Source organism: Mycobacterium sp. IEC1808, from assembly GCF_002101935.1.
In the GTDB taxonomy this organism is placed as follows: Bacteria; Actinomycetota; Actinomycetes; order Mycobacteriales; family Mycobacteriaceae; genus Mycobacterium.
Genome location: NZ_LQPV01000040.1, coordinates 19,481 through 31,705 on the forward strand (window position 1 = coordinate 19,481; position 12,225 = coordinate 31,705).

At 68.7% G+C, this 12,225-nt stretch carries 15 protein-coding genes and 1 pseudogene; 8 read left to right on the forward strand and 8 right to left on the reverse strand.

Annotated features, from left to right (window positions below):
* The first annotated feature begins 5 nt into the window (after positions 1–5).
* Together AWB92_RS21105 and AWB92_RS21110 are read left to right on the forward strand one after the other, a co-directional pair.
* Entirely contained in the window at positions 6–1,439 is a 1,434-nt protein-coding gene (locus AWB92_RS21105; RefSeq protein WP_085189109.1) for an AMP-binding protein, read from the forward strand.
* Between the two features lie 15 nt (positions 1,440–1,454).
* Positions 1,455–2,168 (forward strand): hypothetical protein, encoded by a 714-nt coding sequence (locus tag AWB92_RS21110; RefSeq protein WP_085189111.1) that lies wholly within the window; start codon positions 1,455–1,457, stop codon positions 2,166–2,168.
* A 96-nt stretch (positions 2,169–2,264) separates the two neighbouring features.
* Here the strand turns inward: AWB92_RS21110 and AWB92_RS21115 are convergent, their stop codons facing one another.
* Positions 2,265–3,068 carry an alpha/beta hydrolase gene (locus tag AWB92_RS21115; protein WP_085189113.1) on the reverse strand — a complete coding sequence of 268 codons (804 nt, stop codon included), beginning with the start codon at positions 3,066–3,068 and terminating at the stop codon, positions 2,265–2,267.
* 87 nt (positions 3,069–3,155) lie between these two features.
* On the opposite strand from AWB92_RS21115, the gene AWB92_RS21120 reads away from it, so the two are divergent.
* Positions 3,156–3,488 (forward strand): DUF962 domain-containing protein, encoded by a 333-nt coding sequence (locus tag AWB92_RS21120; protein ID WP_085189115.1) that lies wholly within the window; start codon positions 3,156–3,158, stop codon positions 3,486–3,488.
* Positions 3,485–4,033 (forward strand): TetR/AcrR family transcriptional regulator, encoded by a 549-nt coding sequence (locus AWB92_RS21125; protein ID WP_085189117.1) that lies wholly within the window; start codon positions 3,485–3,487, stop codon positions 4,031–4,033. The genes AWB92_RS21120 and AWB92_RS21125 overlap by 4 nt, the downstream gene beginning before the upstream one ends.
* On the opposite strand, the gene AWB92_RS21130 is transcribed toward AWB92_RS21125, so the two are convergent.
* From AWB92_RS21130 to AWB92_RS21155, 6 genes are read right to left on the reverse strand one after another with little or no spacing between them, the layout of a single operon-like run.
* Complete coding sequence (locus tag AWB92_RS21130) at positions 4,030–4,887, reverse strand: lipase family protein (protein ID WP_085189119.1); 858 nt, start codon at positions 4,885–4,887, stop codon at positions 4,030–4,032. The genes AWB92_RS21125 and AWB92_RS21130 overlap by 4 nt on opposite strands.
* Before the next feature lie 19 nt (positions 4,888–4,906).
* Positions 4,907–5,500, reverse strand: coding sequence for a YbhB/YbcL family Raf kinase inhibitor-like protein (locus AWB92_RS21135; protein WP_085189121.1), 594 nt, complete (start codon positions 5,498–5,500; stop codon positions 4,907–4,909).
* Positions 5,501–5,552: 52 nt separating this feature from the next.
* A complete protein-coding gene (locus tag AWB92_RS21140; protein ID WP_085189123.1) occupies positions 5,553–5,996 on the reverse strand; it encodes an SRPBCC family protein in 444 nt (147 codons plus the stop codon).
* A gap of 35 nt (positions 5,997–6,031) precedes the next feature.
* Positions 6,032–7,036, reverse strand: coding sequence for a medium chain dehydrogenase/reductase family protein (locus tag AWB92_RS21145; protein WP_085189137.1), 1,005 nt, complete (start codon positions 7,034–7,036; stop codon positions 6,032–6,034).
* A 31-nt stretch (positions 7,037–7,067) separates the two neighbouring features.
* A complete protein-coding gene (locus AWB92_RS21150) occupies positions 7,068–7,472 on the reverse strand; it encodes an SRPBCC domain-containing protein (RefSeq protein WP_085189125.1) in 405 nt (134 codons plus the stop codon).
* On the reverse strand, positions 7,469–7,774 hold the full coding sequence (locus AWB92_RS21155; RefSeq protein WP_173817464.1) for a metalloregulator ArsR/SmtB family transcription factor: 306 nt from the start codon (positions 7,772–7,774) through the stop codon (positions 7,469–7,471). Before AWB92_RS21155 ends, AWB92_RS21150 begins: the two co-directional genes overlap by 4 nt.
* 89 nt (positions 7,775–7,863) lie before the next feature.
* Here AWB92_RS21155 and AWB92_RS21160 point away from each other — a divergent pair, with 89 nt between their 5' ends.
* Positions 7,864–8,586: an MBL fold metallo-hydrolase gene (locus AWB92_RS21160; protein WP_085189127.1), complete on the forward strand. Its 723-nt coding sequence runs from the start codon at positions 7,864–7,866 to the stop codon at positions 8,584–8,586.
* Here the strand turns inward: AWB92_RS21160 and AWB92_RS21165 are convergent.
* Positions 8,583–8,957 (reverse strand): hypothetical protein, encoded by a 375-nt coding sequence (locus AWB92_RS21165; protein WP_085189129.1) that lies wholly within the window; start codon positions 8,955–8,957, stop codon positions 8,583–8,585. The genes AWB92_RS21160 and AWB92_RS21165 overlap by 4 nt on opposite strands.
* Before the next feature lie 163 nt (positions 8,958–9,120).
* Here AWB92_RS21165 and aceA point away from each other — a divergent pair, with 163 nt between their 5' ends.
* The 3 genes and pseudogenes from aceA to AWB92_RS30695 all read left to right on the forward strand — a co-directional run.
* Positions 9,121–11,412 (forward strand): isocitrate lyase ICL2, encoded by a 2,292-nt coding sequence (aceA, locus tag AWB92_RS21170; RefSeq protein ID WP_085189131.1) that lies wholly within the window; start codon positions 9,121–9,123, stop codon positions 11,410–11,412.
* Positions 11,413–11,660: 248 nt separating this feature from the next.
* On the forward strand, positions 11,661–11,885 hold the full coding sequence (locus tag AWB92_RS21175; protein WP_085189133.1) for a hypothetical protein: 225 nt from the start codon (positions 11,661–11,663) through the stop codon (positions 11,883–11,885).
* 113 nt (positions 11,886–11,998) lie between these two features.
* Positions 11,999–12,225: pseudogene (locus tag AWB92_RS30695) on the forward strand (hypothetical protein); the annotation flags it as partial.

Below are 12,225 nucleotides of genomic sequence, written 5' to 3' on the forward strand. Positions count from 1 at the left end.
CGCGGATGAACACCGGGACGATCCACGAGGCCGCCGCCATCGGCGATCCCGCCCGAGCTGCCCTGATCATCGACGGGCGCAGCATCAGCTACGGCGAACTGGCCACGACGGTTCGGCGGTGCGCCGCCACCCTTGCCGCCCGGGGCGTGGCGGCCGGCGAGCGGGTCGCGGTCGTCGACAACGGCAGCCTGATGTCGATCGCCACCTTGCTCGCCGCGCCGCGCCTCGGCGCCGCGGCCGCGCTGATGAATCCCGCGCTGACGCCACCGGAGCTACACGGACTGCTGAAAAACGCCGGCTGCGCCGACGTCGCGGTCGCGGGGGAACAGTACGCGCAGCGGGTGCGCGAAGCGGGTGCACCGACCGTCCTGACGGCCGCCGGCCTCGCGGATGACGTCGTCGAGCCCGACCCGCCCGCCGGCGACGGGGAGGCCCTGGTGCTGTTCACCAGCGGCACGACCGGACTCCCCAAGGCCGTCGGCATCTCCACCCGGCAGCTCACCGCGCGGATCAAGGGAATGGCCGCGCCGTTCCGGGCGGACGCCGCACCCGCGGTGGGCATGATGTGTGTCCCGTTCTTTCACGTCGGCGGCTCGCTCGGCACGCTCGGCAGTCTGTACTCGGGCAACACGTCGGTGGTGCAGCCGCGCTTCGACGCCGGCGAGTGGCTGCGGCTGGTGGCGCAGCACCGGGTCACGGCCACCTTCCTGGTGCCGACGATGCTGCAGCGCATCCTCGATCACCCGGACTTTGCGACCAGCGACCTGTCGTCCCTGGTCGCCGTCGCGTACGGGGCCGCCGCCGCGCCAATTGCGTTGGTGCGCAGGGCGATGGCCGCGCTGCCGCACGTCGCGTTCGCCAACGTGTTCGGCCAGACCGAGACGCTCGGGGCCTACACGACCCTGCTGCCTCAAGACCACCGGGATCCGGCGCGGGCCGGTTCGGTGGGCCGGCCGCTGCCCGGGGTCGACGTGCGAGTGGTGGACCCGGTCACCGGCGACGACGTCCCGCCGGGAACGGTCGGCGAACTGTGGGTGAACACCACGCAGAACGTCACCGAAGGGTGGCTGCACACCGGCGATCTCGCCCGCCGGGATGCCGACGGCTACATCTTCCCGTGCGGCCGGCTGAGTGACACGATCAACCGTGGGGGAGAGAAGTTCGGCCCGGTCGAAGTCGAGGAGGCATTGCGTTCCCATCCTGCGGTGAGCGACGTCGCGGTCGCCGGCGTCGCCGACGACGAGCTCGGCCAGCGGGTCGGGGCGGCCGTAGTTGCCTGCGCCCCAGTGACACTCGAGCAGCTGCGGTCGCACTGCCGCGAGCTGATCGCCTACTTCAAGCTGCCCGAGCGGCTGGCGATCGTCGACAGCATTCCTTACAACGCGACCGGCAAGGTCAGCCGCCGCCAGATCGCCGCGCTCATCGCGGATAGTGCCTGAGCTCAGGGAGTGCCAGTGCTGTTTCTTCACGAGACCCACAAGGTGGTCGGCTCTCGGCAGGAGGAGTTCGAAGCGGCCTACCGCGACGGCTGGATGCCCATGCTGGCCAAGGGGGACGATGCGCGGCTGCTCTGGTACACCAACCACGCCCACGGTTCCGGGGTGTCCTACAACGTCGTCACCATCACCGCAATCAGCGACGGCGCGTCGTGGGAGAGCCTGGTCCGGCGTGCCCAGACCGGCGACCTTCGGCCGTGGATGCGCGAGCTGGACAGCCTGCGCCACGAGGTCACGGGCAAGATGCTGCTGCCCGTCTCCTGGTCACCGCTGCAGACGGTCGACTTGGCCAGCGTGCCCACCGATGGCACGACTCATCCGCTGAGCCTGTTCATGGAGGACACCGGCTGGCCCTCCGCCCCGCTCGACGACTACATCCGCATGTGGGACGAGATCTACTACCGGGTGCTTTCCAAGGCCCCGCGCGGGATGCGCATCCTGGACATCCAGGCGTGCTTCCAGGTCGCGCATGGGAGCTATCGTCGGCGAGAAGCCATGCTGTGGCAGAAGATTGAAGACGCCAACAACTATGCGGCGCTCGTGCACCTGCTGACTACCGAGACCCCGCCCGAGCACCGCGCGCCGGGCAGCTACATGTACGAGGCCCTGAAGTACCGCGATCAGTGGCAGAGCCGGCTGCTGCGCACGTCGAGCTGGTCACCCCTGTACTGAGGTCATCGGCGCCCTCAGCGCGAAACTTAAAGGAGCGTCACGTTTCTCGGCGTGTCGTCGCAGCCTGTGCAGTGTCGCGACGCAATGACGCGCCGGTCAGCGCCGCAGACTGACCGATTCCAGGAACGGCTCGGCGACGGCGAGAAAGCCGCCGGGGTCCGACGAAAAGACCACGTGACCGGTGTCGAGGATCTCCAGCCGGGACCCGGCGATGGCCTCGTGGGTCGCCCGACCCGCACGCAACGGTATGGCGATGTCCTTCTTGCCCCACACGATCAGCGTGGGCACGGACAGCTCACCGGCGCGGCCGCGCAGGTCGTGCTCGGGCGTGGCGAAGCTGCGCCACAGCGCCGCTCCGGTGCGGACGCCCTCGGGCGTTTTCGCCACTGCGGTCGCGCGCTCGACGATCCGCCGGTCGTCGTCGGTTTTGGCCTTCATGTAGCCGCGGACGAAGAGGGGGGCGGCCCGCCGGAACAGCGCCGGCGTGCCGAGCACCCGGCAGAAGCCGCGGACCGCCGGGTTCAAGGGCACGAACCCGCCCGTGTTGACCAGGACGAGACCTGCGACGCACTCGGGGCGAGTGATCGCCAGCCGCGCGGCGGCAAACCCGCCGACCGAGTTCCCGATAAACACGGCGTCCGACACGCCCAGGCCCTCGACGACGTCCTCCAGCACGTCGGCGAACAGTGGCGCGCTGGCCGCCATGGGGGACTCGACCGGATCGGATTCGCCGTGCCCGGGCCAGTCCACCGCGATGGTGCGGTAGTTGCGGGCAAGGGTATCGACGATCGGGTCGAAGTCGTGTCGGTCGTGCAGCGTGGCATGAAGCAGCAGAACGGTTGGGCCACTGCCGGATTCGTGGTAGGCCACGCGCCCCGCCCGGGTTTGAACAATCGCCATGGAAGTTCCTCTCGCCAATATTGACCGACTGGTCGGTCATCGCTTACGCTACAACGAGAAGACCGCCGTGACAAGAAGGGACCCGCGATGCCAGCCCCGCCGCCCGAAGCGCCGTTCGCCGACAAGATGGCCTACTACCGAACCCAGCACACCTCGAAGGGCGTACGGACAACGCATCTGATCGGCACGCCGATCATCGCGGCCGGCCTCCCGCTGGTGTGGGCCAAGCCGAGGGTCGGTGCCGCGATGTTCGTCGGCGGGTGGGCCCTGCAGATCATCGGGCACCGGGTGTTCGAGAAGAACCTCCCGTCAACCCACAAGGGGTGGATCACCTATCAACTCACCGGCGTGATCCACGTCTGCGAGCAGTACGGCGAGATGCTGGCCCGCCGCAGCCAGCGCCGGGCGGCCGTGCGATGAGATCGCCTGAGCAGGGGCGCAATGCGCTGCTGGACGCGGGGCAGCGGCTGCTGGGAACGGCCGACCTGGCCCGGATCTCGGTCAACGCGATCGTTGCCGAGGCCGGCATGGCGAAGGGCAGCTTCTATCAGCATTGGCCCAGCCGCTCGGAATACGTGCGGGCACTGCACGACCGGTTCCATGACGACCTGCAGGACTCGATCGCCGCCGCCGGCGCCGACCTGCCGCCCGGCCGTGAGCGGCTCGAGGCGGGGATGGACGCCTACCTCGACGGCTGCCTGGCCGAGCCGGCCACCAAGGCGTTGCTCGTGCAGTCACGCACCGAGGCCGGGCTGAGCGATTTGGTGGCCGCCCGCAATGAAAGTGCGGCCGCGCAGATCGTGCCCGATCTCGTCGCGCTCGGCTGGGCGTCCCCCGAACCGGTCGCGGCGTTGCTCGTCGCGGCGGTCGCGGAGATCGCCCTGATCGAGCTGGCCGCCGGCAAGCGCGACAAACGGCTGCGCCGCGGGTTAATTCGGCTCGCCACCCGGGCACCGACGGACTAGGAGGGCTTGCAGGCGGGCTCCAGGTTCAGGGTCGGGCCGCCGGATTGCAGCGACAGCAGGTACAGGTAGGTCGCGAGCGAATGTTCGCACGCCACCGAGTATTTGACCAGAACCTTCGGTGGCAGCGGCAGCAACCGAATCGGGTTCAACCAGGTCGGATTGAGCACGTGTTCGTAGTCGACGGGGGGAGGCAGGGCGGTGACGATGTCCAACCGGTTCGCGATGCGAAACGAGTTCTTCACCACCTGGTCGAAGGTGGCGGCGAACAGCGAATCCCCCGTGCGCGGACTGGCATACGTGTAGACGGCGGGAACGGCGAAGGTCGTGTTCGCCGCCAGATCGAGCGCCAGCAGCGTCGCCAGGGCTCCGCCCAGGCTGTGCCCGCAGATCGTCACGGAGCCGACGGCCTGCGGGAACGTAAGATTCGCGAGCGCGTCGACCACCTTCGGCGAAGCCGACTGGGCCCCCGCGCGCAGCGACTCGTACATGTCGGTGAAGCCGTCTTCCGTGTGCCCGGCTCCCGTCAGCAAAGGGCATGGCACCAGCCCGAATTCGACGTCGTGGATCCATTCCAGCCACCCTTCGGTGCCACGGATCGCGATCGCCACGTTGCCGGTCTCGTTTTCCTGGCAGATGAGCCCGATGGAGACTTCGTCGTCGGCGCGGGCCGGATTCATGTCGGTCGCCAGATCGTTGGCGTAGATCGTCGTGACCACGGTGTAGTCGACGCCGCCGGCGCTCAGGGCCTGCCCGGCCTTGTTCGTCAAGTCGCCGGGCGACGTCGCGTAGGTCGCGGCGACGAGCTGGCCGAATTGTATTGCCCGCGTTACATCTAACGTGGGTTGTGCCGGCATGGCGCCCCCGCCTGGGTCATCAGCCCTCGAAGGTTCCGGTGAATTGCGCCTGGGCTGCCGCCGCCTTCGTGATCGCCTGCGCCGCTGGCACCCCCGCCAGTCCCGCGGGGAGCTGGTAGGTGGCGGGGAGCTGGTAGAGGGTGAACCGGTAGTGGTGCACCCCGGTGCCCGCGGGCGGGCAGGGCCCGCTGTAGCCGGCCTGCCCGGCCGAGTTCGGCAGGCTGCTGGCGCCGGCCGGCGTCTGGCCGTCCGCGGTGCTCCCGGGACCGGGCGGGATTCCGACGACGATCCAGTGGACGTAGGGTCCGCGCGGGGCGTCCGTATCGTCGACGACGAGCGCCCCGCCCCACGGCGCCGACCACGTCAAGGGCGGCGCGACGTTGGCGCCCTTGCAGGTGTATTGCGCGGGGATCGGTGCGCCGTCGGGAAATGCCGGGCTGCCGATGGTGAGCGGCCCGTCGCCGGGCGCCTGCGCGACAGTCCGGCCGAGGGTCGTCACCTTGGGTGTCTGCGGCGCCGTCGAATGGCTGCCCCCCTGGCCGCCGCAGCCGGCAAGCGTGACGAGGAGCGCCAGCCCGGCGGTGACCGGCGCGAAGCGGTGAAGCGATTCCATACAGGACAGTGTCGCTCGCCGACGGTCGGTCGGGAAGGACTCGTTTTCGAACCTACCTGCCGCCCTTGACCTCGAGCACGCGCTTGCGCAGGCCGTCGGTCGCGGTTTCCATCAGGCCCTTGGCCCCCCTCTTGACCAGGAACCCCGGCACCGGGGCGGAAAGGTCCACAGTCAGATCGAAACGCACGCGGGTGGAATCGCCGTCGGGCGTCAGGGTGTAGCGGCCCTCCTGCGCGCGCTGCTGTTTGGAGCTCTCCAGCGTCCAGCCCACTCCGTCGTCGTGAACCGAGTAGTCGAGCACCTGCTCGTCGCTGACGCCGACGATTTTCACCGTTTGCCGCGATTTGCTCGGATGGCCGTCGGCGTCGCGTTCCAGGATTTCGACCTTCTTGTGAAACGAGGACCACTCGGTCAAGGACTCGAGGTCGAACAGCACGTCCATGATTTCGTCGGGCGTCGCGTCGATGACGACTTCGCGGGAATCGGTGATAGCCATGACGGATTAAATAGCCATTGTCGCGGTGCTAAAACTCACGGCACCAGCACCACCTTGCCGACGTTCTCCCGGGCCGCCAGGATCCGGTGCGCTTCCGGCGCCCGGACGAACGGGACCGCGGCATGGACGACGGGAGCAATGGTGCCGTCGTCGAGCGCCTTGGCCAGGGGAGTGATCCACGGCTCGAGCGTGCCGCGGTCGTCCCACAGCCGCAGCATGTTGATCCCGATCACGGCCTTCGACTCGGAGAGCTGGTCGAGCAGGTTGAAACCGCGCAGCATCGCCACGGCATGCGGCGCGGCGGCGCGCAGCGAGCGCTTCTCGCCGTGTTGCATGTTCGAAATGCCATAGCCCACAAGCCTTCCGCCCGGGCGGAGCAGCGCGTAGGACCGGCGCAGCGACGTGCCGCCGAGCGCGTCGAGGACCAGGTCGTAGGGCCCCAGGCCGTTCCACCAGCCGTTGCGGCGGTAGTCGATGGCCCGGTCGACGCCCAGCTCGATCAGCTTCGCGTGCTTTGCGGGCGACGCGGTGCCGTGCACCTCGGCCCCGGCCGCCTTGGCGAACTGGACGGCGGCGATGCCCACCCCGCCGGCCGCCGCGTGCACCAGCACCCGCTCGCCGGCACGCAGCGACCCGTAACCGTGCAGCGCCGCCCAGGCAGTCGCGTAGTTCACCGGGACGGCGGCGCCCTGTTCGAAGCTCAACGCATCCGGCAGCGGGACGGAATCGCTCGCCGCCACGTTGACCACCTCGGCGTAGCCGCCAAATCGCGTGCCCGCCAACACGCGTTCGCCCACGCGGGAGGGGTCGACGCCGTCGCCGACGGCCTCGACCGTCCCGGCGACCTCGTAGCCGACCACCGCCGGCAGCTTCGGTGCGTCCGGATACAGGCCGACGCGGGCCAGGTGGTCGGCGAAGTTGACCCCGGCCGCCCGCACCGCGACCCGCAACTGCCCGGGGCCCGGTGCCGGGGGGTCCGGCCGCTCCTGGACCCGCAGGACCGACGGGCCGCCGTGCTTGGTGATGACCACTGCGCGCATCGTGTGATGGTCGCACACCGCGTAGGGCGCCTCAGGCCCGCGCGGCGGCCCCGGCGAGGCGGGGGAGAACGACGTCGCGCCAGCCGGGTCCCATGCGCCCAAAGGCCTCGGCCATCCTGGTGTCATTCAGGTCAAATCCGCTGTGCTCCAAGAACACTCGGGTCCCGCTGCCTTCCGGCTCGAGACGCCAGGTCAGGGTCCAGGCCGCGGTGAATGTGTAGACGAAGCGGTGCGGGGGATCGACCTCAAGCACCTTGCAGGGTTGCCTGCCGTAGCCCGGCATGTCGAGCGTGAACTGGTGGCCGACCACCGCGGCCACCTCTCCCTCGGCCCACCACAGCCGCATCAGCTCCGGTTCGGTCAGCAGCCGCCACACCCTCGCCGGTGGCGCCGCGACGAATTGGTCCACGCTGATCGTTGCGGGCGTCTCGCTCATTCCAGCTCCTCTGCCACTTCGGCCAGCCGGGCGCGCCAGAACTTCTCGAACGGATGCAGCCACTCACCGAGCTCCGCCAGCGGTTCGGCGGTCAGGCGGTAGATGCGACGGCGGCCCTGCGGCTCGTCGGCCACCAGCCCGGCGTCCCGCAACACCTTGAGGTGCTCGGCGACGGCCGGGCGGCTGAGCTCGAACCGGTCGCTGAGTTCGCCCGCGGACAGCGGGCGTCCGGCGAGGATCTCCAGCAGCTCCCGACGCACCGGGTTGGCCAGGGCGAGAAAGACGCGATCGGCGGCGGCCACCGGCGAAATATATGTCGGGAAATTCCGACATGTCAACTTTTTCCGACATGTTCTGCCACCGCGGCAGGAGCGGGGCTACCGTCCTTCTTGTGCACTTCGTCTGGGAACGACTGACCGATACGGTCCATCGCTGCCGGCTGGCGTTCTGCGACGTGACCATCGGGCTGGTGCGGGGGGCCGGCGGAGCGCTGATCATCGACACCGGAACCACCCTCGCCGAGGCGGCCGCCATCCACGCCGACGCGCGACGGCTCACCGGGCGCGATGTGACTCACGTCGTGCTGACACACAAGCACTTCGACCATGTCCTGGGTTGCTCGGCGTTCCGCGATGCCGAAATCCACTGCACGCCTGAGGTTGTCGAATATTTGACGACGGGCACCGGCCACCTTCGCGCACACGCGCTGAGTTACGGCGCGAATGCCGCCGCAGTCGATCGCGCGATTTCGGCGCTGAATCCGCCTCGGCGCGGTCTATACGAAACCGCGATCAACCTCGGCGACCGCACCGTCACGGTGACGCACCCGGGCCGCGGCCACACTTCGGCCGACCTGGTCGTGGTGGCGCCCACCCGAGACGGTGCCGGCGACCCGATCGTGCTGTTCACCGGCGACCTGGTCGAGGAATCCGCCGACCCGTACATCGACGCCGACTCCGATCTGGCGGCGTGGCCGGAAACCCTGGATCGCGTGCTCGCGATCGGCGGGTCCCACGCCGTCTATGTCCCGGGCCACGGGAAGACGGTCGACGCCGAGTTCGTCCGGCGGCAGCGGGATTGGTTGAAGAAACGCGCGCTCTCGGCGCCCGGCTAGGCGCGGGCGGTCGTGCAGGCGGCGATCAGGGCGTCCGGATCGGTCACGCTGATCCACAAGGAGCGCAGCGTCACCGACCTGACCCACACCTTCGCCTGTACCGGGGGCTCGATCGTCAACGCAACCAACCCCTTGCCCGACCCGTTGACCAACCACCGACCCGCGGAGTAGTGCACGCCCCAGGCGAACACGCGCTCGCTGGCCGGTTCCGCCTTGGTGATCGAGGCCAATGGGATGTCGGCCTCAAAAGCCCAGCCCATCTTGACGTGCAGGACGCCCGCGTCCAACCGGATCTCGCTGTGGCGGGGGCCCAGCCCGACCGCAACCGCGAGGGGAAGATACCAACGCTCGAAGCGCAAGCTCGTCTGCACGGAAGGGAGACTACCGATCGCCGACGCGCTTTGCTGGGCATTGCGCGCGCCGAGTACGGCACGGCCACAGTTGCGGCTCGGGACTATTTACCCCTGATTCAACCGCCGTGTCCGGGGATAAACTCACGGTCAGCGAATTCGTGCTGAAGAGGAGCGAAACCCCATGGCCATCATCGAAACGGACACCGAGGTCCGCACGCCGTTCGAGCAGGACGTCGAGGCTACGCAGCGGTACTTCGAGAGTTCGCGCTTTGCCCGGATCACGCGCCTCTACACGGCCCGCCAAGTCGCGGAGCAGCGCGGCACGATTCCGACCGACTACACCGTGGCGCGGGAAGCGGCCGCGGCGTTTTACGACCGGCTGCGCGAGCTCTTCGCGGCGAAGAAGAGCATCACGACGTTCGGCCCGTATTCGCCGGGCCAGGCGGTCAGCATGAAGCGGATGGGCATCGAGGGGATCTACCTCGGCGGCTGGGCGACCTCGGCCAAGGGCTCCACCACCGAAGACCCGGGACCCGACCTCGCCAGCTACCCGTTGAGCCAGGTGCCCGACGACGCGGCCGTGCTGGTGCGTGCGCTCCTCACCGCCGACCGCAATCAGCAGTACATGCGCCGGAACATGAGCGAGCAGCAGCGGGCCACGGCGCCGGAGTACGACTACCGGCCGTTCATCATCGCCGACGCGGACACCGGTCACGGCGGTGACCCGCACGTGCGCAACCTGATCCGACGCTTCGTGGAGGTCGGCGTGCCCGGCTACCACATCGAGGACCAGCGCCCGGGCACCAAGAAGTGCGGCCATCAGGGCGGCAAGGTCCTGGTGCCGTCGGACGAACAGATCAAGCGCCTCAACGCCGCCCGCTTCCAGCTCGACGTGATGCGGGTGCCCGGCATCATCGTCGCGCGCACCGACGCCGAGGCGGCCAACCTGATCGACAGCCGCGCCGACGAGCGCGACCAGCCATTCCTGCTCGGTGCCACCAACCTGAAGATTCCGTCCTACAAGGCGTGCTTCCTGGCGCTGGTTCGGCGCTTCTACGAGCTGGGAGTCAAGGAACTCAACGGCCACCTCCTCTACGCCATGTCCGACGCCGAGTACGCCAACGCCACCGCGTGGCTTGAGCGCCAAGGCATTCAGGGCGTGATCTCGGACGCCGTCAACACCTGGCGGGAGAACGGCAAGCAATCGATCGACGACCTCTTCGACCAGGTCGAGTCGCGGTTCGTCGCGGCCTGGGAGGACGACGCTGGGCTGATGACCTACGCCGAGGCCGTGGCGGAGGTCCTCGCTTTCGGGGAGAGCGAGGAGGAGGAGCCCAAGAGCATGCGCCCCGAGGAGTGGCGCGAGTTCGCCGAGCACGCGTCGCTCTACGAGGCCAAGGAGAAGGCCAGGGAATTGGGCGTCGATTCGCCATGGGACTGCGAGCTGGCAAAGACGCCGGAGGGCTACTACCAGATCCGCGGCGGCATTCCGTACGCGATCGCGAAATCGCTTGCGGCGGCGCCGTTCGCCGACATCCTCTGGATGGAGACCAAGACTGCGGATCTCGCCGACGCCCGGCAGTTCGCCGACGCCATCCACGCCAAGTTCCCCGACCAGATGCTGGCGTACAACCTCTCGCCGTCGTTCAACTGGGACACCACCGGAATGACCGACGAGGAGATGAAGCAATTCCCCGTCGAGCTCGGGAAGATGGGCTTCGTCTTCAACTTCATCACCTACGGCGGACACCAGATCGACGGCGTCGCCGCCGAGGAGTTCGCCACCGCCCTGAGGCAGGACGGCATGCTTGCGCTGGCGCGCTTGCAGCGCAAGATGCGCCTCGTCGAGTCGCCGTACCGCACACCGCAAACCCTGGTGGGCGGACCGCGCAGCGACGCCGCCCTCGCCGCGTCCTCGGGACGCACCGCGACCACCAAGGCGATGGGCAAGGGCTCGACCCAGCACCAGCACCTCGTGCAGACCGAAGTGCCGAAGAAGCTGCTCGAGGAATGGCTGACGTTGTGGAGTGAGCACTACCAGCTCGGGGAAAAGCTCCGCGTGCAGCTGCGGCCACGCCGCGCAGGCTCGGACGTACTGGTGCTGGGGATCCACGGCAACGGCGACGAGCAGCTCGCCAACGTCGTCTTCGATCCCATCAAGGACCGCCACGGCCGCAGCATCCTCACGGTGCGCGATCAGAACACGTTCGCCGAGAAGCTGCGCCAAAAGCGCCTGATGACCCTCATCCACCTCTGGCTGGTGCACCGCTTCAAGGCCGACGCGGTGTACTACGTGACGCCCACCGAGGACAACCTGTATCAGACCTCGAAGATGAAGTCGCACGGCATCTTCAGTGAGGTCAATCAGGAGGTGGGCGAGATCATCGTCGCCGAGGTGAACCACCCGCGCATCGAGGAGCTGCTGAAGCCCGACCGCGTGGCGCTGCGCAAGCTGATCACCAAGGAAGACTAGGCGCCCGCGACGGGTGACGTCGCGAACTGTTTGCTGAACTCGCCGCGCCCTTCGCCGGGCCCGTCTCGTCGCGCGCCCATTCGGCCCGCGCGACGACGCGCCCGCGCTGCCGGCTCCGCTGCCCCAAATCCGGCGACCACGTTGCCTCCCTCGAGCGTCGTATGCCTGGCAAACTCTCCCTTGTAGCAATAGTTGCACATGTGTATGATTGCCTATAGCAAGCGATCCTGCGAGGAGAGGACGGACCCATGAAGGCACAGGTTAAGAAGGCAATCGCGGTGTTCGGCGGCACGGCCGTCCTCGCTGCGACAATCGGATTCGGCGCCGTCACCCCGGTGGCCGCTGCGTCGTCGCCGACGCCACACGCGTCGCCCAGCGCGACCGCGGCCCACCCGGGCGCGACCGCTCCAGCGGGCGGCAGCAGCGTGCACATCGCCACTCTCACCGCCTGCGTTTCCGGCCTCGACTGCTAAGCCGACCAAGTTCCCCACAGTTAGCGCTCCAACTCGTTTGTGCACCCGCACGCCCGGGTACGGAGAAGTGGACCGCAGCTACAGCGGCGCGAGTGGAGAGTGGGGATTTGGTGATGAGATCTGGGGCTAGGAACGCCGTAGCGGTTTTCGGCGGCGCGGCAATGCTCGTGTTCGCAGTCGGATGTGGCGGCGGCAATAAGGGGCCGAGCAGCAGCAGCACGACGCCATCGACCACCACCACTACGACCAGCGTGGTGCCCGCGCCGTCCACGGCGCCGGGCGGGCCGACTGGCGGCGGCGGTCCGGGCGGCGGGGGCGGCGGGGTCCCGGGCGGCCCGCC

What these genes read in the sequence shown, in the direction of transcription:
- AWB92_RS21105 (WP_085189109.1), top strand. Translation starts at nt 6, where the DNA reads ATGAACACCGGGACGATCCACGAGGCCGCCGCCATCGGCGATCCCGCC.
- AWB92_RS21125 (WP_085189117.1), top strand. Translation starts at nt 3,485, where the DNA reads ATGAGATCGCCTGAGCAGGGGCGCAATGCGCTGCTGGACGCGGGGCAG.
- AWB92_RS21175 (WP_085189133.1), top strand. Translation starts at nt 11,661, where the DNA reads ATGAAGGCACAGGTTAAGAAGGCAATCGCGGTGTTCGGCGGCACGGCC.
- AWB92_RS21135 (WP_085189121.1), bottom strand. Translation starts at nt 5,500, where the DNA reads ATGGAATCGCTTCACCGCTTCGCGCCGGTCACCGCCGGGCTGGCGCTC.
- aceA (WP_085189131.1), top strand. Translation starts at nt 9,121, where the DNA reads ATGGCCATCATCGAAACGGACACCGAGGTCCGCACGCCGTTCGAGCAG.
- AWB92_RS21145 (WP_085189137.1), bottom strand. Translation starts at nt 7,036, where the DNA reads ATGCGCGCAGTGGTCATCACCAAGCACGGCGGCCCGTCGGTCCTGCGG.
- AWB92_RS21150 (WP_085189125.1), bottom strand. Translation starts at nt 7,472, where the DNA reads ATGAGCGAGACGCCCGCAACGATCAGCGTGGACCAATTCGTCGCGGCG.
- AWB92_RS21120 (WP_085189115.1), top strand. Translation starts at nt 3,156, where the DNA reads ATGCCAGCCCCGCCGCCCGAAGCGCCGTTCGCCGACAAGATGGCCTAC.
- AWB92_RS21115 (WP_085189113.1), bottom strand. Translation starts at nt 3,068, where the DNA reads ATGGCGATTGTTCAAACCCGGGCGGGGCGCGTGGCCTACCACGAATCC.
- AWB92_RS21140 (WP_085189123.1), bottom strand. Translation starts at nt 5,996, where the DNA reads ATGGCTATCACCGATTCCCGCGAAGTCGTCATCGACGCGACGCCCGAC.
- AWB92_RS21130 (WP_085189119.1), bottom strand. Translation starts at nt 4,887, where the DNA reads ATGCCGGCACAACCCACGTTAGATGTAACGCGGGCAATACAATTCGGC.